Source organism: Pseudomonas sp. FW305-3-2-15-E-TSA4 (assembly GCF_058787295.1).
The window spans coordinates 42,189-64,450 of record NZ_JBYSZP010000026.1 but is presented as its reverse complement, the minus strand read 5'-3'; the positions used below and the strand labels follow the sequence as shown (position 1 = coordinate 64,450).

General features: G+C 58.5%; 20 protein-coding genes. 16 read left to right on the top strand and 4 right to left on the bottom strand.

Annotated elements, in window-relative coordinates:
- Positions 1-288 precede the first annotated feature (288 nt).
- Positions 289-1,578 (bottom strand): citrate synthase, encoded by a 1,290-nt coding sequence (gene gltA, locus AC3WMV_RS26730; protein ID WP_003222994.1) that lies wholly within the window; start codon positions 1,576-1,578, stop codon positions 289-291.
- A 363-nt stretch (positions 1,579-1,941) separates the two neighbouring features.
- Between gltA and sdhC the strand changes: the two genes are divergently transcribed.
- From sdhC to AC3WMV_RS26670, 12 genes are all read left to right on the top strand, one after another.
- Entirely contained in the window at positions 1,942-2,316 is a 375-nt protein-coding gene (gene sdhC / locus AC3WMV_RS26725; protein ID WP_016773673.1) for a succinate dehydrogenase, cytochrome b556 subunit, read from the top strand.
- Positions 2,310-2,678 (top strand): succinate dehydrogenase, hydrophobic membrane anchor protein, encoded by a 369-nt coding sequence (gene sdhD / locus AC3WMV_RS26720; protein WP_003222999.1) that lies wholly within the window; start codon positions 2,310-2,312, stop codon positions 2,676-2,678. Before sdhC ends, sdhD begins: the two co-directional genes overlap by 7 nt.
- Before the next feature lie 3 nt (positions 2,679-2,681).
- Positions 2,682-4,454: a succinate dehydrogenase flavoprotein subunit gene (gene sdhA, locus AC3WMV_RS26715; protein ID WP_007962857.1), complete on the top strand. Its 1,773-nt coding sequence runs from the start codon at positions 2,682-2,684 to the stop codon at positions 4,452-4,454.
- 11 nt (positions 4,455-4,465) lie between these two features.
- Positions 4,466-5,170: a succinate dehydrogenase iron-sulfur subunit gene (locus tag AC3WMV_RS26710; RefSeq protein ID WP_003223007.1), complete on the top strand. Its 705-nt coding sequence runs from the start codon at positions 4,466-4,468 to the stop codon at positions 5,168-5,170.
- A gap of 259 nt (positions 5,171-5,429) precedes the next feature.
- A complete protein-coding gene (locus AC3WMV_RS26705; protein WP_027614036.1) occupies positions 5,430-8,261 on the top strand; it encodes a 2-oxoglutarate dehydrogenase E1 component in 2,832 nt (943 codons plus the stop codon).
- Between the two features lie 42 nt (positions 8,262-8,303).
- A complete protein-coding gene (gene odhB / locus AC3WMV_RS26700; protein ID WP_103369298.1) occupies positions 8,304-9,527 on the top strand; it encodes a 2-oxoglutarate dehydrogenase complex dihydrolipoyllysine-residue succinyltransferase in 1,224 nt (407 codons plus the stop codon).
- A gap of 95 nt (positions 9,528-9,622) precedes the next feature.
- On the top strand, positions 9,623-11,059 hold the full coding sequence (gene lpdA, locus AC3WMV_RS26695; RefSeq protein WP_007962860.1) for a dihydrolipoyl dehydrogenase: 1,437 nt from the start codon (positions 9,623-9,625) through the stop codon (positions 11,057-11,059).
- Positions 11,060-11,261: 202 nt separating this feature from the next.
- On the top strand, positions 11,262-12,428 hold the full coding sequence (gene sucC, locus AC3WMV_RS26690; RefSeq protein ID WP_003223015.1) for an ADP-forming succinate--CoA ligase subunit beta: 1,167 nt from the start codon (positions 11,262-11,264) through the stop codon (positions 12,426-12,428).
- Entirely contained in the window at positions 12,428-13,309 is an 882-nt protein-coding gene (gene sucD, locus AC3WMV_RS26685) for a succinate--CoA ligase subunit alpha (protein ID WP_003223019.1), read from the top strand. The genes sucC and sucD overlap by 1 nt, the downstream gene beginning before the upstream one ends.
- A 483-nt stretch (positions 13,310-13,792) precedes the next feature.
- Positions 13,793-15,106 carry a branched-chain amino acid transport system II carrier protein gene (gene brnQ / locus AC3WMV_RS26680; RefSeq protein WP_027614038.1) on the top strand — a complete coding sequence of 438 codons (1,314 nt, stop codon included), beginning with the start codon at positions 13,793-13,795 and terminating at the stop codon, positions 15,104-15,106.
- Between the two features lie 257 nt (positions 15,107-15,363).
- A complete protein-coding gene (locus tag AC3WMV_RS26675) occupies positions 15,364-16,101 on the top strand; it encodes a DUF599 domain-containing protein (RefSeq protein ID WP_027614039.1) in 738 nt (245 codons plus the stop codon).
- Positions 16,101-16,502, top strand: coding sequence for an MAPEG family protein (locus tag AC3WMV_RS26670; protein ID WP_007962864.1), 402 nt, complete (start codon positions 16,101-16,103; stop codon positions 16,500-16,502). Before AC3WMV_RS26675 ends, AC3WMV_RS26670 begins: the two co-directional genes overlap by 1 nt.
- Positions 16,503-16,590: 88 nt before the next feature.
- On the opposite strand, the gene AC3WMV_RS26665 is transcribed toward AC3WMV_RS26670, so the two are convergent.
- Complete coding sequence (locus tag AC3WMV_RS26665; protein ID WP_007962865.1) at positions 16,591-16,827, bottom strand: hypothetical protein; 237 nt, start codon at positions 16,825-16,827, stop codon at positions 16,591-16,593.
- A gap of 158 nt (positions 16,828-16,985) precedes the next feature.
- Here AC3WMV_RS26665 and AC3WMV_RS26660 point away from each other — a divergent pair, with 158 nt between their 5' ends.
- The 4 genes from AC3WMV_RS26660 to AC3WMV_RS26645 all read left to right on the top strand — a co-directional run bounded on the left by AC3WMV_RS26660 (position 16,986) and on the right by AC3WMV_RS26645 (position 20,694).
- Entirely contained in the window at positions 16,986-17,462 is a 477-nt protein-coding gene (locus AC3WMV_RS26660; RefSeq protein WP_103369299.1) for a PaaI family thioesterase, read from the top strand.
- Positions 17,459-17,911 (top strand): PaaI family thioesterase, encoded by a 453-nt coding sequence (locus tag AC3WMV_RS26655; RefSeq protein ID WP_103369300.1) that lies wholly within the window; start codon positions 17,459-17,461, stop codon positions 17,909-17,911. The genes AC3WMV_RS26660 and AC3WMV_RS26655 overlap by 4 nt, the downstream gene beginning before the upstream one ends.
- A gap of 81 nt (positions 17,912-17,992) precedes the next feature.
- Positions 17,993-19,897 carry a molecular chaperone HtpG gene (gene htpG, locus AC3WMV_RS26650; RefSeq protein ID WP_007962872.1) on the top strand — a complete coding sequence of 635 codons (1,905 nt, stop codon included), beginning with the start codon at positions 17,993-17,995 and terminating at the stop codon, positions 19,895-19,897.
- 68 nt (positions 19,898-19,965) lie between these two features.
- Positions 19,966-20,694 carry a dienelactone hydrolase family protein gene (locus tag AC3WMV_RS26645; RefSeq protein WP_103369301.1) on the top strand — a complete coding sequence of 243 codons (729 nt, stop codon included), beginning with the start codon at positions 19,966-19,968 and terminating at the stop codon, positions 20,692-20,694.
- A gap of 204 nt (positions 20,695-20,898) precedes the next feature.
- Here AC3WMV_RS26645 and AC3WMV_RS26640 read toward each other — a convergent pair whose 3' ends face one another.
- Positions 20,899-21,765: a pirin family protein gene (locus AC3WMV_RS26640; protein WP_103369302.1), complete on the bottom strand. Its 867-nt coding sequence runs from the start codon at positions 21,763-21,765 to the stop codon at positions 20,899-20,901.
- 61 nt (positions 21,766-21,826) lie between these two features.
- A complete protein-coding gene (locus tag AC3WMV_RS26635; protein ID WP_027614046.1) occupies positions 21,827-22,243 on the bottom strand; it encodes an OsmC family protein in 417 nt (138 codons plus the stop codon).
- Positions 22,244-22,262 lie beyond the last annotated feature (19 nt).

The following is a 22,262-nucleotide window of genomic DNA, read 5'->3' as shown; positions in this document are numbered from 1 at the left end:
CAAACCGGAGGCGATGCCCCCGGATGGACACCGTAGCGAGGGAACACTGAGCCTCAGCGAAGTGCCGTACGCCGGGGGAAGCCTTTTTGGTTACTTTTTCGGCGTTTGGAAAAAGTGACCCGCCGTAAGGGCGGAACCGTAATCAGCAACACCCGAAGCAACGGATATACACCCAAAAAACCAAAAAACCAGTCGGCCCACAGGCCGCTGCAACCAGACAAACAAAAACGGCCTCTATATAAGAGGCCGTTCCCGATACAACTTCAAGACGTTATCGCAAGACAAGCCCTATTTGCGGTCTTCCAGCTTGGTGATATCACGCGACTCGTAGCCAGTGTACAACTGGCGCGGACGGCCAATCTTGTACGGGCTGGAGAGCATTTCTTTCCAGTGCGAGATCCAGCCCACAGTACGCGCCAGAGCGAAGATCACGGTGAACATGCTGGTCGGAATGCCGATCGCCTTGAGGATGATCCCCGAGTAGAAGTCGACGTTCGGATACAGCGAGCGCTCGATGAAGTACGGGTCGGTCAGCGCGATCTCTTCCAGGCGCATGGCCAGTTCGAGTTGCGGATCGTTGTTGATGCCCAGTTCCTTCAGTACTTCGTCGCAGGTCTGCTTCATCACAGTCGCGCGCGGATCGCGGTTCTTGTAAACGCGGTGACCGAAGCCCATCAGCTTGAACGGATCGTTCTTGTCCTTGGCCTTGGCGATGAACTTGTCGATGTTCGAAACATCGCCGATTTCATCGAGCATGGTCAGAACGGCTTCGTTCGCACCGCCGTGGGCAGGGCCCCACAGTGCGGCGATACCGGCGGCGATACAGGCGAACGGGTTGGCCCCCGAGGAACCTGCCAGGCGCACGGTGGACGTCGATGCGTTCTGCTCGTGGTCGGCGTGGAGGATGAAGATCCGGTCCATGGCCTTGGCGAGTACCGGGCTGATCGGTTTGATCTCGCACGGGGTGTTGAACATCATGTGCAGGAAGTTTTCCGCGTACGTCAGGTCGTTGCGCGGGTACATCATGGGTTGGCCCATGGAGTACTTGTAAACCATCGCTGCCAGGGTAGGCATCTTGGCAACCAGACGGATCGCGGAGATTTCGCGATGCTGCGGGTTATTGATGTCCAGGGAGTCGTGGTAGAAGGCCGAGAGGGCGCCGACTACGCCGCACATGACGGCCATCGGGTGGGCGTCGCGACGGAAGCCGTTGAAGAAGGTTTTCAGCTGCTCGTGAACCATGGTGTGGTTTTTCACGGTGCTGACGAACTGGGCCTTCTGTTCTGCAGTCGGCAATTCGCCGTTGAGCAGCAAGTAGCAGGTTTCCAGGTAGTCCGACTTTTCAGCCAGCTGTTCGATCGGGTAGCCGCGGTGCAACAGAATGCCGTTGTCGCCGTCGATATAGGTGATCTTCGATTCGCACGAGGCGGTCGACATGAAACCCGGGTCGAAAGTGAAGCGGCCCGTGGCCGTCAGGCCCCGAACATCGATTACATCGGGACCAACGGTGCCGGTTAAAATGGGCAGCTCGACGGGGGCTGCGCCCTCGATGATCAACTGCGCTTTTTTGTCAGCCATGTGGCCTCCTATTTATGCTTGAACCATCAGACAGACCCCCCACGCAGGGCCCGCACCACTATAGTGAGATAAATTCGAATGTCAATTTGCCTAAAGTCTTGCTCCAGAAGGCTTTAAGCGCACTTTTTCCTCGAAATTGACTGCCATTTACGCCTTTTATACGACTTGTGCAATCAGCTATTTGGGGTAGGTGATTGCGTTGTCATTAGTAGCCTAACTGTCTATACTCGGCCACCGACCGCCAAGGGCTTTTGGGCTTGCTTTCATTGGGGGTCGCATCCCTGGGTGGTGGTTACCTGACCAGTGCACTCCCCAACAACTTTGCCCTGATTGTTAGGGGCTCTTCAGTGTGAAAAAAAAGCCGTGAAAAGCCAACGACCTGTAAACCTAGACCTAAGGACCATCAAACTCCCAGTCACTGCTTACACGTCCATTCTTCACCGTATCTCCGGTGTCATCCTCTTCGTGTGCCTTGCCATCATGCTTTACGCATTGGACAAGTCGCTGAGCTCCGAGGAAGGCTTCGGTCAGGTGAAAGCGTGTCTGACCAGTCCGCTAGCCAAGCTAGTGATTTGGGGCATCCTGTCCGCTCTGCTTTATCACCTGGTTGCCGGTGTGCGCCATTTGATCATGGACATGGGCATCGGTGAGACGCTGGAAGGCGGCAAGCTGGGCTCGAAAATCGTTATCGCCGTTTCCGTGGTGGTAATCGTTCTGGCAGGAGTCTGGATATGGTAACTAACGTCACGAACCTCTCGCGTTCGGGCCTCTATGACTGGATGGCGCAACGTGTGTCGGCGGTCGTTCTCGCGGCTTACTTCATTTTTCTGATCGGATACGTCGTGGCCCACCCAGGCCTCGAGTACGCCCAGTGGCATGAACTGTTCGCCCACAACGGGATGCGTATTTTCAGCCTCCTGGCCCTTGTTGCTCTCGGCGCTCACGCCTGGGTCGGCATGTGGACCATCGCGACTGACTACCTGACGCCAATGGCGTTCGGCAAGTCCGCGACGGCTATACGTTTCCTTTTCCAGGCAGTATGCGGCGTTGCGATGTTCGCTTACTTCGTCTGGGGTGTGCAGATTCTCTGGGGTATCTGAGTCATGGCTAACATTCCAACGATTTCTTTCGACGCCATCATTATTGGTGGTGGCGGTGCCGGCATGCGCGCTGCGCTGCAGCTGGCGCAGGGCGGTCACAAGACTGCGGTGATCACCAAGGTTTTCCCGACCCGTTCGCACACTGTATCCGCCCAGGGCGGCATCACCTGCGCGATCGCGTCCGCTGACCCGAACGATGACTGGCGCTGGCACATGTACGATACCGTCAAGGGTTCCGACTACATCGGTGACCAGGACGCTATCGAATACATGTGTCAGGAAGGCCCGGCGGCCGTTTTCGAGCTGGACCACATGGGTCTGCCGTTCTCGCGTACCGAGCAAGGCCGTATCTACCAGCGTCCGTTCGGTGGTCAGTCCAAGGACTACGGTAAAGGTGGTCAGGCTGCCCGTACCTGCGCAGCGTCCGACCGTACCGGTCACGCACTGCTGCACACCCTTTATCAGGGCAACCTGAAAGCCGGCACCACGTTCCTGAACGAGTACTACGCTGTCGACCTGGTGAAAAACCAGGAAGGCGAGTTTGTCGGTGTGATCGCGATCTGCATCGAAACCGGCGAAACTTCGTACATTCGCGCCAAGGCCACCGTACTGGCTACTGGCGGTGCTGGCCGTATCTACGCCTCCACCACCAACGCCCTGATCAACACCGGTGACGGCGTTGGCATGGCGCTGCGTGCTGGCGTGCCGGTACAAGACATCGAAATGTGGCAGTTCCACCCGACCGGCATCGCTGGCGCCGGTGTACTGGTGACCGAAGGTTGCCGTGGTGAAGGTGGTTACCTGATCAACAAGCACGGCGAGCGTTTCATGGAGCGTTATGCTCCGAACGCGAAGGACCTGGCTGGTCGTGACGTGGTTGCCCGCTCGATGGTTAAAGAAATCATCGCCGGCAACGGTTGCGGTCCGAATGGCGACCACGTAATGCTCAAACTCGACCACCTGGGCGAGGAAGTGCTGCACAGCCGTCTGCCAGGCATCTGCGAACTGTCGAAGACTTTCGCACACGTTGACCCGGTGGTTGCTCCGGTTCCGGTTGTACCGACCTGCCACTACATGATGGGCGGCGTTGCCACCAACATTCATGGTCAGGCGATCACCCAGAACGCCGAAGGCGTGGATCAGATCATTCCTGGTCTGTTCGCCGTAGGTGAAGTGGCTTGCGTATCGGTACACGGTGCCAACCGTCTGGGCGGCAACTCGCTGCTCGACCTGGTGGTATTCGGCCGCGCTGCCGGCCTGCACCTGGAAAAGGCGCTGACCGACGGCATCGAATACGACGACGCTACCGAAGCCGACATCGAAGCTGCCCTGTCGCGTCTGAACGCGCTGAACGGCCGTACCGATGGCGAAGACGTGGCTACCCTGCGTCGCGAGCTGCAAAGCTGCATGCAGAACTACTTCGGTGTATTCCGCACTGGCGAATACATGCAGAAGGGTATCGCTCAGCTGGCCGATCTGCGCAAGCGCATCGCCAACGTGAAGATCAACGACAAGTCGCAAGCGTTCAACACCGCGCGTATCGAAGCTCTGGAGCTGCAAAACCTGCTGGAAGTGGCTGAAGCTACCGCCATCGCGGCCGAAGTACGTAAAGAGTCCCGCGGCGCTCACGCCCGTGAAGACTTCGAAGACCGTGACGACGAAAACTGGCTGTGCCACACCCTGTACTTCCCGGGTGAGAAACGCGTCGCCAAGCGTGCCGTAAACTTCTCGCCGAAGACTGTTCCGACTTTCGAACCTAAAGTCCGGACTTATTAAGGGTGACCGCCATGTTGCAAGTCAGTGTTTATCGCTACAACCCTGATCAGGACGCTGCGCCGTTCATGCAGGAATTCCAGGTCGATACCGGTGGTAAAGACCTGATGGTGCTGGACGTGCTGGCCCTGATCAAAGAGCAGGACGAGGGTTTCTCCTATCGTCGCTCTTGCCGTGAAGGCGTCTGCGGCTCCGACGGCATGAACATCAACGGCAAGAACGGCCTGGCGTGCATCACGCCGCTGTCCGCTGTCGTAAAAGGCAACAAGTTGATCGTTCGTCCGCTGCCAGGTTTGCCGGTCATCCGTGACCTGGTTGTCGATATGAGCATCTTCTACAAGCAATACGAGAAGGTTAAGCCTTACCTGCAGAACGACACGCCGGCTCCGGCCATCGAGCGTCTGCAGTCCCCTGAAGAGCGTGAAAAGCTCGACGGTCTGTACGAGTGCATCCTGTGCGCCTGCTGCTCGACCTCGTGCCCGTCCTTCTGGTGGAACCCGGACAAGTTCCTGGGCCCGGCTGCCCTGCTGCAAGCGTACCGCTTCCTGGCAGACAGCCGTGACACCAAGACGTCCGAGCGTCTGGCTTCGCTGGATGACCCGTTCAGCGTTTTCCGCTGCCGGGGCATCATGAACTGCGTCAACGTATGTCCGAAAGGCCTGAACCCGACTAAGGCCATCGGTCACATCCGTAACATGCTGCTTTCGAGCGGCGTGTGATTCAGCTGCTGTAACCGTAGAACCGCTGTAACGAAGAGGCTGTGGCGCGGGCTTCAACCCGCGTCATGGCTATAACCAGAGCAGTAGCCACAAGCTGCAGCTCTTATTTTGAAGAAATGAGACAAGCAGGGGCATCCGGGCTGGTACCCGGACTATCAGCGTGATCCTAAGTGGCTTGTTTTGGTCGCTGCATTCGGACTTCTGCAAGTTTGCTCGGTATTGACGCCGATGGTGTTCCCCTAACCGAGGGTGACCAAGCATGCAAGAAAGCGTGATGCAGCGCATGTGGAACAGCGCCTACCTTTCAGGTGGAAACGCTGCCTATGTGGAAGAGCTTTATGAGCTCTACCTGCACGACCCTAACGCTGTGCCAGAAGAGTGGCGCACCTACTTTCAGAAGCTGCCTGCCGACGGCAGCTCTGCCACTGATGTTTCGCACTCCACAATTCGCGATCATTTCGTGCTGCTGGCAAAGAACCAGCGCCGCGCCCAACCGGTTTCCGCCGGGAGCGTGAGCAGTGAGCACGAGAAGAAGCAAGTTGAAGTGCTGCGATTGATCCAGGCCTACCGTATGCGTGGCCACCAGGCAGCCCAGCTTGACCCGCTGGGGCTGTGGCAGCGTCCTGCACCTGCAGACCTGTCGATCAATCATTACGGCTTGACCAATGCCGATCTTGATACGACCTTCCGTGCCGGCGACCTGTTCATCGGCAAAGAGGAAGCGAGCCTACGCGAAATTCACGAAGCGTTGCAGCAGACATATTGCCGCACCATCGGCGCTGAATTTACGCACATCACCGATTCCGAGCAGCGCCAGTGGTTCCAGCAGCGTCTGGAAAGCGTGCGCGGTCGTCCGACGTACTCCGCCGACATCAAGAGCCACCTGCTTGAGCGCGTGACTGCCGGTGAAGGCCTGGAAAAATACCTGGGCACCAAATACCCGGGCACCAAGCGTTTCGGTCTGGAAGGCGGCGAAAGCCTGATTCCTATGCTCGACGAACTGATCCAGCGTTCCGGTTCCTACGGCACCAAGGAAGTCGTCATCGGCATGGCCCACCGTGGCCGTCTGAACGTGCTGGTCAACACCTTCGGCAAGAACCCGCGCGAGCTGTTCGACGAGTTCGAAGGCAAGAAGAAGGTCGAGCTGGGTTCCGGTGACGTCAAATACCACCAGGGCTTCTCGTCCAACGTGATGACCACCGGCGGTGAAGTTCACCTGGCCATGGCGTTCAACCCGTCCCACCTGGAAATCGTTTCCCCGGTGGTAGAAGGTTCGGTTCGCGCCCGTCAGGATCGTCGTAACGACCCGACCGGTGAGAAGGTGCTGCCGATCTCCATCCACGGTGACGCTGCATTCGCAGGTCAGGGCGTGGTCATGGAAACCTTCCAGATGTCGCAGACCCGCGGTTTCAAGACCGGCGGTACCGTGCACATCGTGATCAACAACCAGGTGGGTTTCACCATCAGCAACCCGTTGGACTCGCGTTCCACCGAGTACGCCACCGACGTTGCGAAGATGATCCAGGCGCCGATCCTCCATGTGAATGGTGATGATCCGGAAGCCGTGCTGTTCGTGACCCAGCTGGCCATCGATTACCGCATGCAGTTCAAGCGTGACGTGGTGATCGACCTGGTCTGCTACCGTCGTCGCGGCCACAACGAGGCCGACGAGCCAAGCGGCACCCAGCCGCTGATGTATCAGCAGATCACCAAGCAGCGCACCACCCGTGAGCTGTACGCTGATCGCCTGACTCAGGCCGGTGTACTGGACGCTGAACGTGTTCAGGCCAAGGTCGACGAGTACCGCAACGCGCTGGACAACGGTCTGCACGTAGTGAAATCGCTGGTCAAAGAGCCGAACAAAGAGTTGTTCGTGGACTGGCGTCCGTATCTGGGCCACGCCTGGACTGCGCGTCACGACACCCGTTTCGATCTGAAGACCCTGCAGGAACTGTCCGCCAAGCTGCTGGAAATTCCGGAAGGCTTCGTGGTTCAGCGTCAGGTCGCGAAGATCTACGAAGACCGTCAGAAGATGCAAGCCGGCGGCCTGCCGATCAACTGGGGTTACGCCGAAACCATGGCGTACGCGACCCTGGCGTTCGAAGGTCACCCGATCCGCATGACCGGTCAGGACATCGGCCGCGGTACGTTCTCGCACCGTCACGCTGTGCTGCACAACCAGAAAGACGCGGGCACCTACATTCCGCTGCAGAACCTGTACGACGGTCAGCCACGCTTTGACCTGTACGACTCGTTCCTCTCGGAAGAAGCGGTATTGGCCTTCGAATATGGTTACTCGACCACCACGCCAAACGCGCTGGTGATCTGGGAAGCCCAGTTCGGCGACTTCGCCAACGGTGCACAGGTTGTTATCGACCAGTTCATCACCAGCGGCGAACACAAGTGGGGCCGTCTCTGCGGTCTGACCATGCTGTTGCCACACGGCTACGAAGGTCAGGGCCCTGAGCACAGCTCGGCTCGTCTTGAGCGTTACCTGCAGCTGTGCGCCGAGCACAACATTCAGGTGTGCATGCCGACCACCCCGGCCCAGATCTACCACTTGCTGCGTCGTCAGGTGATTCGCCCGCTGCGCAAACCTCTGGTAGTGCTGACGCCGAAGTCGCTGCTGCGCCACAAGCTGGCCGTCTCGACCCTGGAAGATCTGGCTGAAGGTTCGTTCCAGACCGTGATCCCGGAAATCGATGCCCTGGACCCGAAAAAGGTCGAGCGCGTTGTTCTGTGTAGCGGCAAGGTCTACTACGACCTGCTGGAAAAACGTCGTGCCGAAGGCCGTGACGATATCGCCATCGTGCGTATCGAGCAGCTGTATCCATTCCCTGAGGACGACTTGAAAGAAGTCCTGGCGCCTTACACCAACGTCAAGCATGCCGTCTGGTGTCAGGAAGAGCCGATGAACCAGGGCGCCTGGTACTGCAGCCAGCACCACCTGCGTCGCAGCATCGGTAACCTCGACAAGTCTCTCGTACTCGAGTACGCGGGCCGCGAGGCTTCTGCTGCCCCAGCATGTGGTTACGCATCGATGCACGCCGAGCAGCAGGAAAAACTGCTGCAAGACGCGTTTACCGTTTAACGCCTTCGCGCACCTGAAACCGAATTTAAGGAACCACAGATAATGGCTATCGAGATCAAAGCCCCCACTTTCCCGGAATCGGTTGCCGATGGCACCGTTGCCACCTGGCACAAACAACCGGGCGACGCTGTCAAGCGTGACGACCTGATCGTCGACATCGAAACCGACAAAGTCGTACTGGAAGTGCTGGCGACCGCCGACGGCGTGCTGGGCGCAATCGTCAAAAACGAAGGCGACACCGTTCTGTCCGACGAAGTCCTGGGCTCCATCGAAGCGGGCGGCGCTGCTGCCGCTGCTCCAGCCGCCGCTGCTGCTCCGGCCGCTGCTGCCGCTGCCCCGGCTGCTGCCGAAGGCGAAGACGATCCTGTTGCTGCTCCGGCTGCGCGCAAGCTGGCTGAAGAAAACGGCATCAACATCGCTTCCGTTGCCGGTACCGGCAAAGGCGGTCGTGTGACCAAGGAAGACGTGGTCGCTGCTGTTGCCGCGAAGAAAGCCGCTCCGGCTGCTGCTCCTGCCAAGGCTGCTGCTCCGGCTGCCGCTGCGCCGGTATTCGCTGCCGGTGATCGCGTTGAAAAACGCGTACCTATGACCCGTCTGCGTGCCAAGGTTGCCGAGCGTCTGGTTGAAGCCCAGTCGAACATGGCAATGCTGACCACTTTCAACGAAGTCGACATGACCGAAGTCATGGCTCTGCGTTCGAAGTACAAGGACCTGTTCGAGAAGTCCCACAACGGCGTACGCCTGGGCTTCATGTCGTTCTTCGTCAAGGCTGCCACCGAAGCGCTGAAACGCTTCCCGGCGGTCAACGCTTCGATCGACGGTGCGGACATCGTTTACCACGGCTACGCCGACATCGGTGTTGCGGTTTCCAGCGACCGTGGTCTGGTCGTTCCGGTTCTGCGTAACGCCGAGCTGATGAGCCTGGCTGAAATCGAAGGCGGCATCGCCACGTTCGGCAAGAAAGCCCGTGACGGCAAACTGTCGATGGAAGAGATGACCGGCGGTACCTTCACCATCACCAACGGTGGTACCTTCGGTTCGATGATGTCGACCCCGATCGTCAACCCGCCGCAGGCAGCGATTCTGGGCATGCACAACATCATCCAGCGTCCTATGGCCATCAACGGTCAGGTCGTGATCCGTCCGATGATGTACCTGGCACTGTCCTACGATCACCGCCTGATCGATGGCAAAGAAGCTGTAACCTTCCTGGTGACCATCAAGAACCTGCTGGAAGATCCGGCTCGTCTGTTGCTGGATATCTGATAGAAGTAGCCATGCGCTGCGGGCCGTACCGTCGGCAACGGCGGTACGGCCCGCAGCGCGCGGCTTGAAGCTTTTCGCTAAAGAGGATTTTTTGAATGTCGCAGAAATTTGACGTAGTAGTGATCGGTGCCGGCCCTGGCGGCTATGTAGCTGCCATCAAGGCCGCGCAGCTGGGTCTCACCACTGCCTGCATCGAGAAGTACACCGACGCTGAAGGCAAACAGGCCCTCGGCGGTACTTGCCTGAACGTCGGCTGCATTCCGTCCAAGGCGCTGCTGGACAGCTCCTGGAAGTACAAGGAAGCCAAAGAGAGCTTCAACGTTCACGGTATCTCGACCGGCGAAGTCAAAATGGACGTCGCTGCGATGGTTGGCCGCAAGGCTGGCATCGTCAAGAACCTGACTGGCGGCGTTGCCACCCTGTTCAAGGCTAACGGCGTTACCTCGATCCAGGGCCACGGCAAGCTGCTGGCTGGCAAGAAAGTCGAAGTCACCAAGCCGGACGGTTCGGTTGAAGTCATCGAAGCCGAAAACGTCATCCTGGCACCAGGTTCGCGTCCGATCGACATTCCACCGGCTCCGGTCGATCAGAAAGTCATCGTCGATTCGACTGGTGCTCTGGAATTCCAATCCGTACCTAAGCGTCTGGGCGTGATCGGCGCTGGCGTGATCGGTCTGGAACTGGGTTCGGTGTGGTCGCGTCTGGGTTCCGAAGTGGTTGTCCTCGAAGCACTGGACACCTTCCTGATGGCAGCGGACACCGCTGTTTCCAAGGAAGCGCTGAAAACCCTGACCAAGCAAGGTCTGGACATCAAGCTGGGTGCTCGCGTAACCGGTTCGAAAGTGAACGGCGACGAAGTCGTGGTTAACTACACCGATGCCAACGGCGAACAGTCCATCACTTTCGACAAGCTGATCGTAGCCGTTGGTCGCCGTCCGGTGACCACTGATCTGCTGGCTGCCGACAGCGGCGTGACCCTGGACGAGCGCGGTTTCGTGCACGTTGACGATCACTGCGCCACCACCGTACCGGGCGTTTACGCCATCGGTGACGTGGTTCGCGGCATGATGCTGGCGCACAAGGCCTCGGAAGAGGGCATCATGGTTGTCGAGCGCATCAAGGGCCACAAAGCCCAGATGAACTATGACCTGATCCCTTCGGTTATTTATACTCACCCGGAAATCGCGTGGGTTGGCAAAACCGAGCAGGCCTTGAAAGCCGAAGGCGTTGAAGTTAACGTCGGCACCTTCCCGTTCGCCGCTTCCGGCCGTGCCATGGCCGCCAACGATACCGGTGGTTTCGTCAAGGTCATCGCTGATGCCAAGACCGACCGCGTATTGGGCGTGCACGTGATTGGCCCGAGCGCTGCAGAACTGGTTCAGCAGGGCGCGATCGGTATGGAATTCGGCACCAGCGCTGAAGACCTGGGCATGATGGTTTTCTCCCATCCGACCCTGTCTGAAGCCTTGCACGAAGCTGCTCTGGCTGTGAATGGCGGCGCCATCCACATTGCCAACCGCAAGAAGCGTTAAGACACACAATAAGAAACCACGGCGGTTGCGGCCCGTCGTGAGCCTTGCGAGCAAGTCTCACCGCGGAATGTCCGCTGGACGCAGTCTTGCGTAGCTGCACCGGGTATCCGGAAAGGCTACGCAAGCAGCAGTCACAGGTGGCGCGGCACTCATCAAGAGCGCAGCGCCGAATGCGCAGTACCTAACGAAGACGGTAAAAAGCATGAATCTTCACGAGTATCAGGGTAAGCAGCTGTTCGCTGAATACGGCCTGCCAGTTTCCACTGGTTACGCAGTAGACACCCCGGAAGCAGCAGCAGAAGCTTGCGACAAAATCGGCGGCAGCGAGTGGGTTGTCAAAGCCCAGGTCCACGCCGGTGGTCGCGGTAAAGCGGGCGGCGTCAAGCTGGTTCGCAACAAAGAAGACGCCAAGGCCTTCGCACAGCAGTGGCTGGGCAAGCGTCTGGTGACTTACCAGACTGACGCCAATGGTCAGCCAGTCACCAAGATCCTGGTTGAATCGTGCACTGATATCGCTAAAGAGCTGTACCTGGGCGCTGTCGTTGACCGTTCGAGCCGTCGCATCGTGTTCATGGCTTCCACCGAAGGTGGCGTGGACATCGAGAAAATCGCTCACGACACTCCAGAAAAAATTCTGAAGGCCACTATCGATCCACTGGTTGGCGCTCAGCCATTCCAGGGTCGCGAGCTGGCGTTCCAACTGGGTCTGGAAGGCAAGCAAGTTGCCCAGTTCGCCAAGATCTTCGTTGGTCTGGCCAAACTGTTCCAGGATCACGATCTGGCCCTGCTGGAAGTGAACCCGCTGGTGATCAAGGCTGACGGCGATCTGCACTGCCTGGACGCCAAGATCAACATCGACGCCAACGCCATGTATCGTCAGCCTAAGCTGAAGACTTTCCACGATCCGTCGCAAGACGATCCGCGCGAAGCGCACGCTGCCAAGTTCGAACTGAACTACGTAGCCCTGGAAGGCAACATCGGCTGCATGGTCAACGGTGCCGGCCTGGCCATGGGTACCATGGACATCGTCAACCTGCACGGCGGCAAGCCAGCCAACTTCCTCGACGTAGGTGGTGGTGCTACCAAAGAGCGCGTGACCGAAGCATTCAAAATCATTCTGTCCGACACCAACGTCGCTGCAGTACTGGTTAACATCTTCGGCGGCATCGTTCGTTGCGACATGATTGCCGAAGGCATCATCGGTGCAGTGAAAGAAGTCGGCGTGAAAATCCCGGTTGTTGTTCGCCTTGAAGGCAACAACGCTGAGCTGGGCGCTAAAGTACTGGCAGAAAGCGGTTTGAACATCATCGCTGCTACCAGCCTGACCGACGCTGCTCAACAAGTTGTCAAAGCTGCGGAGGGCAAATAATGAGCGTCCTGATCAATAAAGACACCAAAGTTATCTGCCAGGGTATTACCGGTTCGCAAGGTAGTTTCCACACCCAGCAAGCCATCGAATACGGCACCAAGATGGTTGGTGGCGTAACTCCGGGCAAAGGCGGCACCGAGCACCTGGGTCTGCCAGTGTTCAACACCGTTAAAGACGCAGTAGCTGCCACTGGCGCTACCGCCAGCGTGATCTACGTTCCGGCTCCTTTCTGCAAGGACTCGATCCTGGAAGCTGCTTTCGGCGGCATCAAGCTGATCGTCTGCATCACCGAAGGCATTCCTACCCTGGACATGCTGGACGCCAAAGTTAAGTGCGACGAGCTGGGTGTTACCCTGATCGGCCCTAACTGCCCAGGCGTGATCACCCCAGGCGAATGCAAGATCGGCATCATGCCAGGTCACATTCACTTGCCAGGCAAGGTCGGTATCGTTTCGCGTTCCGGCACCCTGACCTACGAAGCTGTGAAGCAGACCACTGACGCCGGTTTCGGTCAGTCGACTTGCGTCGGCATCGGTGGTGACCCGATCCCGGGTTCGAACTTCATCGACATCCTGAAGCTGTTCCAGGAAGACCCGAAGACCGAAGCGATCGTGATGATCGGCGAGATCGGCGGTTCGGCTGAAGAAGAAGCGGCTGCCTACATCAAGGCACACGTGACCAAGCCGGTTGTTTCCTACATCGCTGGTGTGACTGCTCCTCCGGGCAAGCGCATGGGCCATGCTGGCGCAATCATCTCTGGCGGCAAAGGCACTGCAGACGAGAAATTCGCTGCGCTGCAAGACGCAGGCGTAAAAACCGTGCGTTCGCTGGCGGACATCGGCAAGGCCCTGGCCGAGCTGACCGGTTGGGCTGTCAAGTAAGCCTCGTGCTTGACTGACGCTTCACCAGACAAAGGCCACCTTCGGGTGGCCTTTGTTGTTTCTGGCATCTGCGTTTTAGCGGGCATTTGTGGTGAGGGGATTTATCCCCGATGGGCTGCGAAGCAGTCCCCTAAGCAGGTGAGTGCGCTCAGTCTGAAAAAATCATACGGGCTCAATCGGGGCCGCTGCGCGCCCCATCGGGGATAAATCCCCTCGCTACATGTCCTGGGTCTTCCTGCAGAGTGCTCCGCAGGAAAAATAGATGCGTAAACGCGACACAGACACGTCGTGTATCGGATAGTTCGCCCTCAAACAGTGCGTTTGTCAGACAAATTCGTTAGGCTAGCAGCCATTTTTGCGTCTGCCGCCCACAAGGCATGCAACGCGCTAAACGGGTCAGTCTTATACGGACTGACAGCATTTCCCTAACCCCACAGGGAAATCCCCCTCTAAATTCCGATTCAGTAGTGTGGTATTTCCTTAATGAAAGTTTTGAAAGGTCAGGACATCCTGGCACTGGGCTTTATGACATTTGCCCTGTTCGTCGGGGCCGGCAACATCATTTTCCCGCCTATCGTCGGCCTGCAGTCCGGACCTAACGTCTGGATGGCGGCGTTGGGCTTCCTGATCACGGCTGTCGGTCTGCCGGTGGTCACCGTCGTCGCCCTGGCCAAGGTCGGTGGTGCGATGGATGCGCTGAGCAGCCCGATCGGCAAGATCGCCGGTGGTGTGCTCGCCGCGGCATGCTACCTGGCGGTCGGCCCGCTGTTCGCCACCCCGCGGACCGCGACCGTGTCGTTCGAAGTGGGTCTGGCGCCGCTGACCGGCGAAAGCCCGCTGGCGCTGTTCCTCTACAGCTCGGTGTACTTCCTGCTGGTGTTCTTCATCTCGCTGTATCCGGGCCGTCTGCTCGATACCGTGGGGCGTTTCCTCGCGCCGCTGAAAATCATCGCCCTGGCGGTACTCGGCATCGCCGCGTTCGCCCTGCCGGCCGGGGATATCGGTCAGGCCACGCCGGAATACGTCGCGGCACCGTTCTCCCAGGGCTTCATCAACGGTTACCTGACCATGGATACCCTCGGCGCGCTGGTGTTCGGCATCGTCATCGTCAACGCGATCCGCTCCCGTGGCGTCGAGTCGCCTGCGCTGATCACTCGTTACGCGATCATTGCCGGCCTTATCGCCGGTGTCGGTCTGGCGCTGGTGTACATCAGCTTGTTCCGCCTCGGTTCCGGCAGCCATGAAGTCGCGGTTGGTGCCACCAACGGTGCGGCGGTGCTGCATGCTTACGTGCAACACACCTTCGGTTCGCTGGGCAGCGGTTTCCTCGCGGTGCTGATCTCGCTGGCGTGCCTGGTGACGGCGGTCGGTCTGACCTGCGCCTGCGCCGAATACTTCAGCCGCGTGCTGCCACTGTCATACAAGACTCTGGTGATCATCCTCGCCGCGTTCTCGCTGCTGGTGTCCAACCTGGGCCTGACCAAGCTGATCGCGTTCTCGATCCCGGTGCTGACCGCGATCTACCCGCCGTGCATCGTTCTGGTGGCTCTGAGCTTCTGCAAGGACTTCTGGCATGAACACGGTCGGATCCTCGGCCCGGTCATGCTGGTATCTTTCCTGTTCGGCACCATCGACGCGCTCAAGGGCGCCGGTCTGGCTGACTGGATGCCGTCGCAGCTGTCGCACCTGCCGCTGAGCGAGCAGGGCCTGGCGTGGCTGGTGCCATGCGTGATGACCCTGGTGGTCGCCGTGGTCTGCGATCGCCTGCTGGGCAAGCGCAGCGAAGCCGTTGCCTGACGTTGTCTGACCCGCCACAAACGGGTCTTCAGCGCTTAAACAGAAATGCCCCGTATCAATCGATACGGGGCATTTTTTATGGGCGTCTGGCAGTGTCTTTTTCCGCGAGCTAACGTCGAAGCACTGCCGAAGTCTTAATGTGGGAGCGAGCCTGCTCGCGAAAGCGTTGTGTCAGCCGTCATCAATGTTGTGTGATACGCCGCTTTCGCGAGCAGGCTCGCTCCCACAGGTAGCATCCATACTCCACAGGGAATTGCATGTCGTTCATCCAAGCCAATCTGATCCACCTGCTGGCCGCGCTCTGGTTTGTCATCTGCTGGGGCGGCTACACCCGTTATGCGTCGTGGAAGGCCCGCGACACCGCGTGTCTGGCCAGCGTGCTGCACCTGTATCGCGAAGACTGGATGCGCCGCATGCTGCTGCGTGACAACCGTATCGCCGACGCCAGCGTGATCGGCAATCTTGAGCGCAACGCCTCGTTCTTCGCCTCCAGCACCCTGATCATCCTCGCCGGCATTCTCACCGTGCTCGGTGCGTCCGAACGCGCCGTGTCGCTGCTGGCGGATATCCCGATGGTGCAGCAGGCGTCGCAGGGCATGTCGGAGATCAAGTTGCTGTGTCTGGCGCTGGTGTTCGTCTATGCGTTCTTCACGTTCAGTTGGTGCATGCGTCAGTACAACTTTGCTGCGGTGCTGGTCGGTTCCGCGCCGATGATCGGTGAGCGTCAGGTGTCCGAGCAGGAGCGTAAAGCCTTCGCGCTGCGGGCGGCGCGGGTGATTTCGATGGCGGCGAACCAGTTCAACTTCGGTCTGCGTTCTTATTACTTCGGCATGAGCATGCTGGCGTGGTTTGTCAGCCCGTGGCTGTTCATGTTGATGAGTGCCGGGGTGGTCATCGTGTTGTACCGCCGCGAGTTTCATTCCGACGTGCTGGATGTGATGGTCTATACCCCTACAGAGGCACCATTGCCCGAAACCAATAAAGAGGCTGCTTGATGAGTATTCCGTTCTGGTGTGTGTTTATCAGTGCACTGTTGATTTACATCGCGCGCATGCCGGTGGGCAAGGCCATGAAAGAGCAGGGTGGTTACAACAACCATCTACCGCGCCAACAGCAGGCGCAACTCACTGGCTATGGCGCGCGGGCGCTGGCGGCGCACCAGAACTGCATCGAAGCGTTCATCCTGTTCGCCGTGGGTGTGCTGATGGCGCACACCACGCAAACCCAAGGCTGGTTGATCGATGCGCTGGCGATCATCTTTGTGATCGCGCGAATTCTTTACGTGTGGTTATACCTGGCGGATAAGCCATCCCTGCGCAGCCTGGTGTGGCTGGTCGGCCTGATCTGCAGTTTGTTGCTGATGATTAGTCCGACTTTTAGAACCGTATTGCTCTAAGAAAGCTTCTAAGCCAAGACTGACAAAAAATCACAGGCAAAAGAAAACCCGCACTTGGCGGGTTTTCTTTTTCTGCATCAAGTCGCAATTATTGCTTCTTGGCAGCTTCTTCCTGAGCAGCTTGATTCGATTCGGCCTGAGCTTTGGCAGCTTCGGCGTTTTCTTTTGCTGCGTCGTTCACTTTATCCTGAGCTTTGTTCATGTCTTGCTGAGCTTGCTCAGCATGTTGGTTTGCATCTTGAGCTTTGTCCTCGGATTTTTTATCGCAGGCAGCGAGACCGAGGGAAGCGGTCAACATCAAGGCAATAGCTAAAGTCTTACGCATGGGGTGTTTCTCCTTATGGAAAATAACTACTGGCCTTAAGAGCGCAGCGCCAAAGGTTAAGTTCCTCATTTCGTTCAGATATATAAGTTTGTTTTTTAGTGGAACTTTTGCAGCATTTCCTACTACTGGCAAAAGGCTCTAACGAGAGTAATTATCAAATGGCTGAAAACCCCGTTTTTGAGCGCGCGACACGATTTCTTTCGGCCCTGCGCCATTGTCAGGTGCTCGGTTTGACGGTACACAGCGCCAGCAGCGAAGGGCTGACGGTGAGGTTGCCGTACAGCGCGCAAATCGTCGGCAATCCACAGACCGGGGTCATCCACGGCGGTGCCATTACTTCGCTGATGGACACCGCGTGCGGCATGTCCACGTTGTGCGTGCTGGCGGAGTTCGAAGTCTGCCCGACCCTGGACCTGCGTATCGACTACATGCACGCCGCCGAGCCGAACAAGGACGTCTATGGCTTTGCCCAGTGTTACCGGGTCACCACCGATGTGATCTTCGCTCGCGGCTTTGCTTATCAGGATGACCCGAATCAGCCAATCGCCCATGTCGTCGGCACTTTCATGCGCATGGGCAAAAACCTGAAAGGCACCCAGGGATTTGGCGGCAAGGTCAAAGGAGAGAATCGATGAGCGATGACTGGAAGCAACAGCTGCTGCAGGCTCACGCTCAGGGCGATTACGCGCCGTTGCTGCAACTGATTCCTTATGCAGGGCTGATCGGCGTCGAATGTTCCCGGGTCGGCGATGAATTGCTGTTCAAGCTGCCGGCGAACAAGGACAACATTGGTAACCCTTTATTGCCGGCGATCCATGGCGGGGTGATTGCCGGGTTTATGGAGCTGGCGGCCGCGTTACATTTGCTGATCTTCACCGGTTCGCCCGGGGTGCCGAAGATCATCGACTTTTCTCTGGATTATCTGCGCGCCGGGCAGTTTCGCGACACTTGGGCCAAATGTCAGGTCTGTCGCCAGGGGCGGCGCGTGGCCAACGTCGCCATCACGGCCTGGCAAAGCACCGAGAGCGAACCGATTGCCACCGCTCGTGCACATTTCAAAATTGATGAGCCCTTGAAATCCTGAACGCTGCCCCCAACTCAGTGAACAACCCGCCGCCGACCCTCAAGGTCGCGGCCACTGCCATCTGATTGGAGTTTGATGACCATGAGTGTGGAAACTCAAAAGGAAACCCTGGGCTTCCAGACCGAGGTAAAGCAGCTGCTGCACCTCATGATCCATTCGCTGTATTCCAACAAGGAAATCTTCCTTCGCGAATTGATCTCGAACGCCTCTGACGCTGTCGACAAGCTGCGCTTCGAAGCCCTGGCCAAGCCTGAGTTGCTCGAAGGTGGCGCTGAACTGAAAATCCGTGTGAGCTTCGACAAGGACGCCAAGACCGTCACCCTCGAAGACAACGGTATCGGCATGAACCGTGACGATGTGATCACCCACCTGGGGACCATCGCCAAGTCGGGCACCGCCGATTTCATGAAGAATCTCTCGGGCGATCAGAAGAAAGATTCGCACCTGATCGGCCAATTCGGTGTCGGCTTCTATTCGGCGTTCATCGTTGCCGACCAGGTTGATGTGTATTCCCGTCGCGCCGGCACCCCTGCCAGCGAAGGCGTGCACTGGTCTTCGAAAGGCGAGGGCGAGTTCGAAGTCGCCACCATCGACAAGCCAGAACGCGGCACCCGCATCGTCCTGCACCTGAAATCCGCTGAAGACGAATTCGCCGACGGCTGGCGTCTGCGCAACATCATCAAGAAATACTCCGACCACATCGCGCTGCCGATCGAGCTGCCGAAAGAAGTCACTGCCGCTGAAGGCGAAGAGAAGCCTGCCGTTGAATGGGAAACCGTCAACCGCGCCAGCGCCCTGTGGACCCGTCCGCGCACTGAAGTGAAGGACGAGGAATACCAGGAGTTCTACAAGCACATCGCTCACGACTTCGAAAACCCGCTGGCCTGGAGCCACAACAAGGTCGAAGGCAAGCTCGAGTACAGCTCGCTGCTGTACGTGCCGGCCCGTGCGCCGTTCGACCTGTACCAGCGTGAAGCGCCGAAAGGCCTGAAGCTGTACGTGCAGCGCGTGTTCGTGATGGATCAGGCCGAGTCGTTCCTGCCGCTGTACCTGCGCTTCATCAAGGGCGTGGTCGATTCCAACGACCTGTCGCTGAACGTGTCGCGGGAAATCCTGCAGAAAGACCCGATCATCGACTCGATGAAGTCGGCGCTGACCAAGCGCGTGCTGGACATGCTGGAAAAACTGGCGAAGAACGAGCCTGAGCAATACAAGGGCTTCTGGAAAAACTTCGGTCAGGTCATGAAAGAAGGCCCGGCCGAAGATTTCGCCAACAAGGAAAAAATTGCCGGTCTGCTGCGTTTCGCATCGACTCAAGGCGACGACGGCGAGCAAGTTGTCGGTCTGGCTGACTACCTGGCGCGCGCCAAGGAAGGTCAGGACAAGATCTACTACCTCACCGGCGAAACCTACGCGCAGGTCAAGAACAGCCCGCACCTGGAAGTCTTCCGCAAGAAAGGCATCGAAGTGCTGCTGCTGACCGATCGCATCGACGAGTGGCTGATGAGCTACCTCAGCGAATTCGACGGCAAGACCTTTGTCGACGTGGCACGCGGTGACCTTGATCTGGGCAACCTGGACTCGGAAGAGGACAAGAAAGCTGCAGAAGAAGTCGCCAAGTCCAAAGAAGGTCTGGTCGAGCGCCTGAAAACCGCGCTGGGCGACTCCGTTGCCGAGGTTCGCGTCTCTCACCGTCTGACCGATTCGCCAGCCATTCTGGCCATCGGCGAACAGGACCTGGGCCTGCAAATGCGCCAGATCCTCGAAGCCAGCGGGCAGAAAGTGCCGGAGTCGAAGCCGATTTTCGAATTCAACCCGAGCCACCCGCTGATCGAGAAACTCGACGGCGAGCAGAACGAAGGGCGTTTTGGCGACCTGTCGCACATCCTCTTCGATCAGGCCGCTCTGGCGGCTGGCGAAAGCTTGAAAGACCCGGCCGCGTACGTGACCCGTCTGAACAAGCTGCTGGTTGAACTGTCAGCTTGATCACGTTGTAGAAAAACCCGCTTCGGCGGGTTTTTTCATTCTGGTGTTTAACTAATCAGGAGTCAGAAATGAGCCAAGTTACTGTACGTTCCGTGGTCTATCAGCTGGATGGCCAGCCCTATGAAGGTCGTCTGGCGTTCGACACCGAGCACAAGGGCGCGCGCCCGGGCCTGCTGATGGCGCCGAACTGGATGGGCGTCAGCGCCGGGGCGGAAGAAATCGCCAAATCGGTCGCGGCCAAGGGCTACGTGGTGTTGATTGCTGACGTGTATGGCCAGGCAGTACGTCCGCAGAACGCTGACGAGGCCGGCGCGGCGATGATGCCGCTGAAGAACGACCGCGCACTGCTGCGCAAGCGCATGCAGGCAGCGTTCGAGCAGTTGCAGAAGCAGGGTGAGGCGGCGGTTGATACCTCAAAACTGGCGGTGTTCGGGTTCTGCTTCGGTGGTTGCTGTGCGCTGGATCTGGCCCGTACCGGTGCGCCGGTGAAGGCTGCGGTGTCGTTCCATGGCACGCTGGATTCGCCGAACCCGGCGGATGCCAAGAACATCAAGGGTTCAGTGTTGGTATTGCACGGTGCTTCCGATCCATTGGTGCCGAAAGAGCAATTGCCGGCGTTCGAAGAAGAAATGAACGCGGCGAAGGTCGATTGGCAGTTGCTCAGCTATGGCGGTGCGGTGCATTCGTTCACCGATCCGCATGCCAATGTGCCGGGCAAGATGATGTACGACGCGAAGACTGCCAGGCGAGCGTTCAAGTCGATGCATGACTTGCTGGAAGAAGTGTTCAAGGGCTGAAGCCTGGAAAGCTAAAAGCCCCCTCACCCTAACCCTCTCCCGAAGGGAGAGGGGATCGATTGGGGCATATTTCAGAGCTACGCCGACCTGAACTTGCATTGTTGAATCCATAATCGACTCGGTGTTTCAGGTCGATGTATAATGCAAGACACCTCGGTCGGCTCCCTCTCCCCCTGGGAGAGGGCTGGGGTGAGGGCCGGCGGTTTAACGCGGTAATTCAATCCGCTCGACTTCCCCCGGCACCGTCGGCCAATCCCCGGCCGCCCACTTACGCCGCGCCTCATCGATCGCTGCCGGATCGCTCGCGACAAAATTCCAGTTGATCCGCCGTGGCCCGTCCAGCGCAGCGCCGCCAAACACCACTGCGTGCACATCGCTTTCGGCAAACAGGCTCATCTCTTCCCCGGCCGGCAATACCGCCAACGCATGGGGTTCGAGGGGTTCGCCATTCAACTGCGCATCGCCACTCAGCACATAAATCGCGCGTTCCGCGTGCTCGGTCGGGATCAGCAAAGTGGTCGCGGTCTGCATCTTCACTTCGGCGTAGAGCGTAGGAGAAAGCACCGGCACCGGTGATTCCAGGCAAAAGCCTGACCCGGCGATCATCCGAATCTGCACACCAAGGTTATCGCTGACCGGCAAGGTTGCCGCCGGGTGATGGCTGTAATGTCCCGGACCTTGCTCGTGATCCTTGGGCGAAGCCAGCCAGATCTGCAAACCGTGCATCGTGAAGCTTTGCGCCCACAACGGCTCGGGCGTGCGCTCGACATGGGCAATCGCACTGCCGGCGGTCATCCAGCTGACATCGCCGGCGCTGACCACTTGATCGGAGCCAAGGCTGTCCTTGTGCTGGATCTGCCCTTCGAAGAGGTAGGTCAGGGTCGACAGACCAATGTGCGGATGCTGTCGGATGTTCATGCCTTTGCCCGTCGGATAAACCGTTTCGAGCATGTGGTCGAAAAACACGAAAGGCCCGACGCTACGGCATTTGGCTGACGGCAGCGGGCGCAGGATCGGCTGGCCTTCGACGTCTTCGGCGCGCGGGCGGATGATCAGTGGTTGCGTATCCATGGTGCATTCCAGGCTGAGCGGGTGATGCCAGAAGCATAACCCGCCGCTGGCAAGAGGGTGATTACTGGCTGTCGAAGCCTTGTGGGGCGTGGGTTTCGATGCTGACGTCGGTGGTGGTCATCAGTTTGTGGATCGGGCAGCGATCGGCGACGCGCAGCAGTTCTTCACGCTGGGCATCGGTGAGGACGCCCTTGAGGGTAAGCGTCACGTGCAGGGCGTATTTGCCTTTTTGCTCTTCGCTGTTGTCGCGTTTGACCTCGACACCCACGCCGGTCAGCGGGATGTCTTTCTTCTTTGCGTACATCTTCAGGGTCAGTGCCTTGCAGGCACCGAGCGCGGCGTCGAAGTAGTCGTGTGGCTCGGGGGCCGAGCCCTCGCCGCCGGCAGACTTCGGCACGTCGGCAAACAATTCGTGGTCATCGATCTGTACGGTGTGACGAAAACCTTCGGCGGAGACGGTATTGACGGTAACAGTCATGGCAACCTCACTGGCAGTA

Excerpts from the sequence above, each read along its gene's own strand:
- gltA (WP_003222994.1), bottom strand. The coding sequence starts at position 1,578 with ATGGCTGACAAAAAAGCGCAGTTGATCATCGAGGGCGCAGCCCCCGTC.
- sdhD (WP_003222999.1), top strand. The coding sequence starts at position 2,310 with ATGGTAACTAACGTCACGAACCTCTCGCGTTCGGGCCTCTATGACTGG.
- sdhA (WP_007962857.1), top strand. The coding sequence starts at position 2,682 with ATGGCTAACATTCCAACGATTTCTTTCGACGCCATCATTATTGGTGGT.
- AC3WMV_RS26710 (WP_003223007.1), top strand. The coding sequence starts at position 4,466 with ATGTTGCAAGTCAGTGTTTATCGCTACAACCCTGATCAGGACGCTGCG.
- AC3WMV_RS26705 (WP_027614036.1), top strand. The coding sequence starts at position 5,430 with ATGCAAGAAAGCGTGATGCAGCGCATGTGGAACAGCGCCTACCTTTCA.
- odhB (WP_103369298.1), top strand. The coding sequence starts at position 8,304 with ATGGCTATCGAGATCAAAGCCCCCACTTTCCCGGAATCGGTTGCCGAT.
- lpdA (WP_007962860.1), top strand. The coding sequence starts at position 9,623 with ATGTCGCAGAAATTTGACGTAGTAGTGATCGGTGCCGGCCCTGGCGGC.
- sucC (WP_003223015.1), top strand. The coding sequence starts at position 11,262 with ATGAATCTTCACGAGTATCAGGGTAAGCAGCTGTTCGCTGAATACGGC.
- sucD (WP_003223019.1), top strand. The coding sequence starts at position 12,428 with ATGAGCGTCCTGATCAATAAAGACACCAAAGTTATCTGCCAGGGTATT.
- brnQ (WP_027614038.1), top strand. The coding sequence starts at position 13,793 with ATGAAAGTTTTGAAAGGTCAGGACATCCTGGCACTGGGCTTTATGACA.
- AC3WMV_RS26675 (WP_027614039.1), top strand. The coding sequence starts at position 15,364 with ATGTCGTTCATCCAAGCCAATCTGATCCACCTGCTGGCCGCGCTCTGG.
- AC3WMV_RS26670 (WP_007962864.1), top strand. The coding sequence starts at position 16,101 with ATGAGTATTCCGTTCTGGTGTGTGTTTATCAGTGCACTGTTGATTTAC.
- AC3WMV_RS26665 (WP_007962865.1), bottom strand. The coding sequence starts at position 16,827 with ATGCGTAAGACTTTAGCTATTGCCTTGATGTTGACCGCTTCCCTCGGT.
- AC3WMV_RS26660 (WP_103369299.1), top strand. The coding sequence starts at position 16,986 with ATGGCTGAAAACCCCGTTTTTGAGCGCGCGACACGATTTCTTTCGGCC.
- AC3WMV_RS26655 (WP_103369300.1), top strand. The coding sequence starts at position 17,459 with ATGAGCGATGACTGGAAGCAACAGCTGCTGCAGGCTCACGCTCAGGGC.
- htpG (WP_007962872.1), top strand. The coding sequence starts at position 17,993 with ATGAGTGTGGAAACTCAAAAGGAAACCCTGGGCTTCCAGACCGAGGTA.
- AC3WMV_RS26645 (WP_103369301.1), top strand. The coding sequence starts at position 19,966 with ATGAGCCAAGTTACTGTACGTTCCGTGGTCTATCAGCTGGATGGCCAG.
- AC3WMV_RS26640 (WP_103369302.1), bottom strand. The coding sequence starts at position 21,765 with ATGGATACGCAACCACTGATCATCCGCCCGCGCGCCGAAGACGTCGAA.
- AC3WMV_RS26635 (WP_027614046.1), bottom strand. The coding sequence starts at position 22,243 with ATGACTGTTACCGTCAATACCGTCTCCGCCGAAGGTTTTCGTCACACC.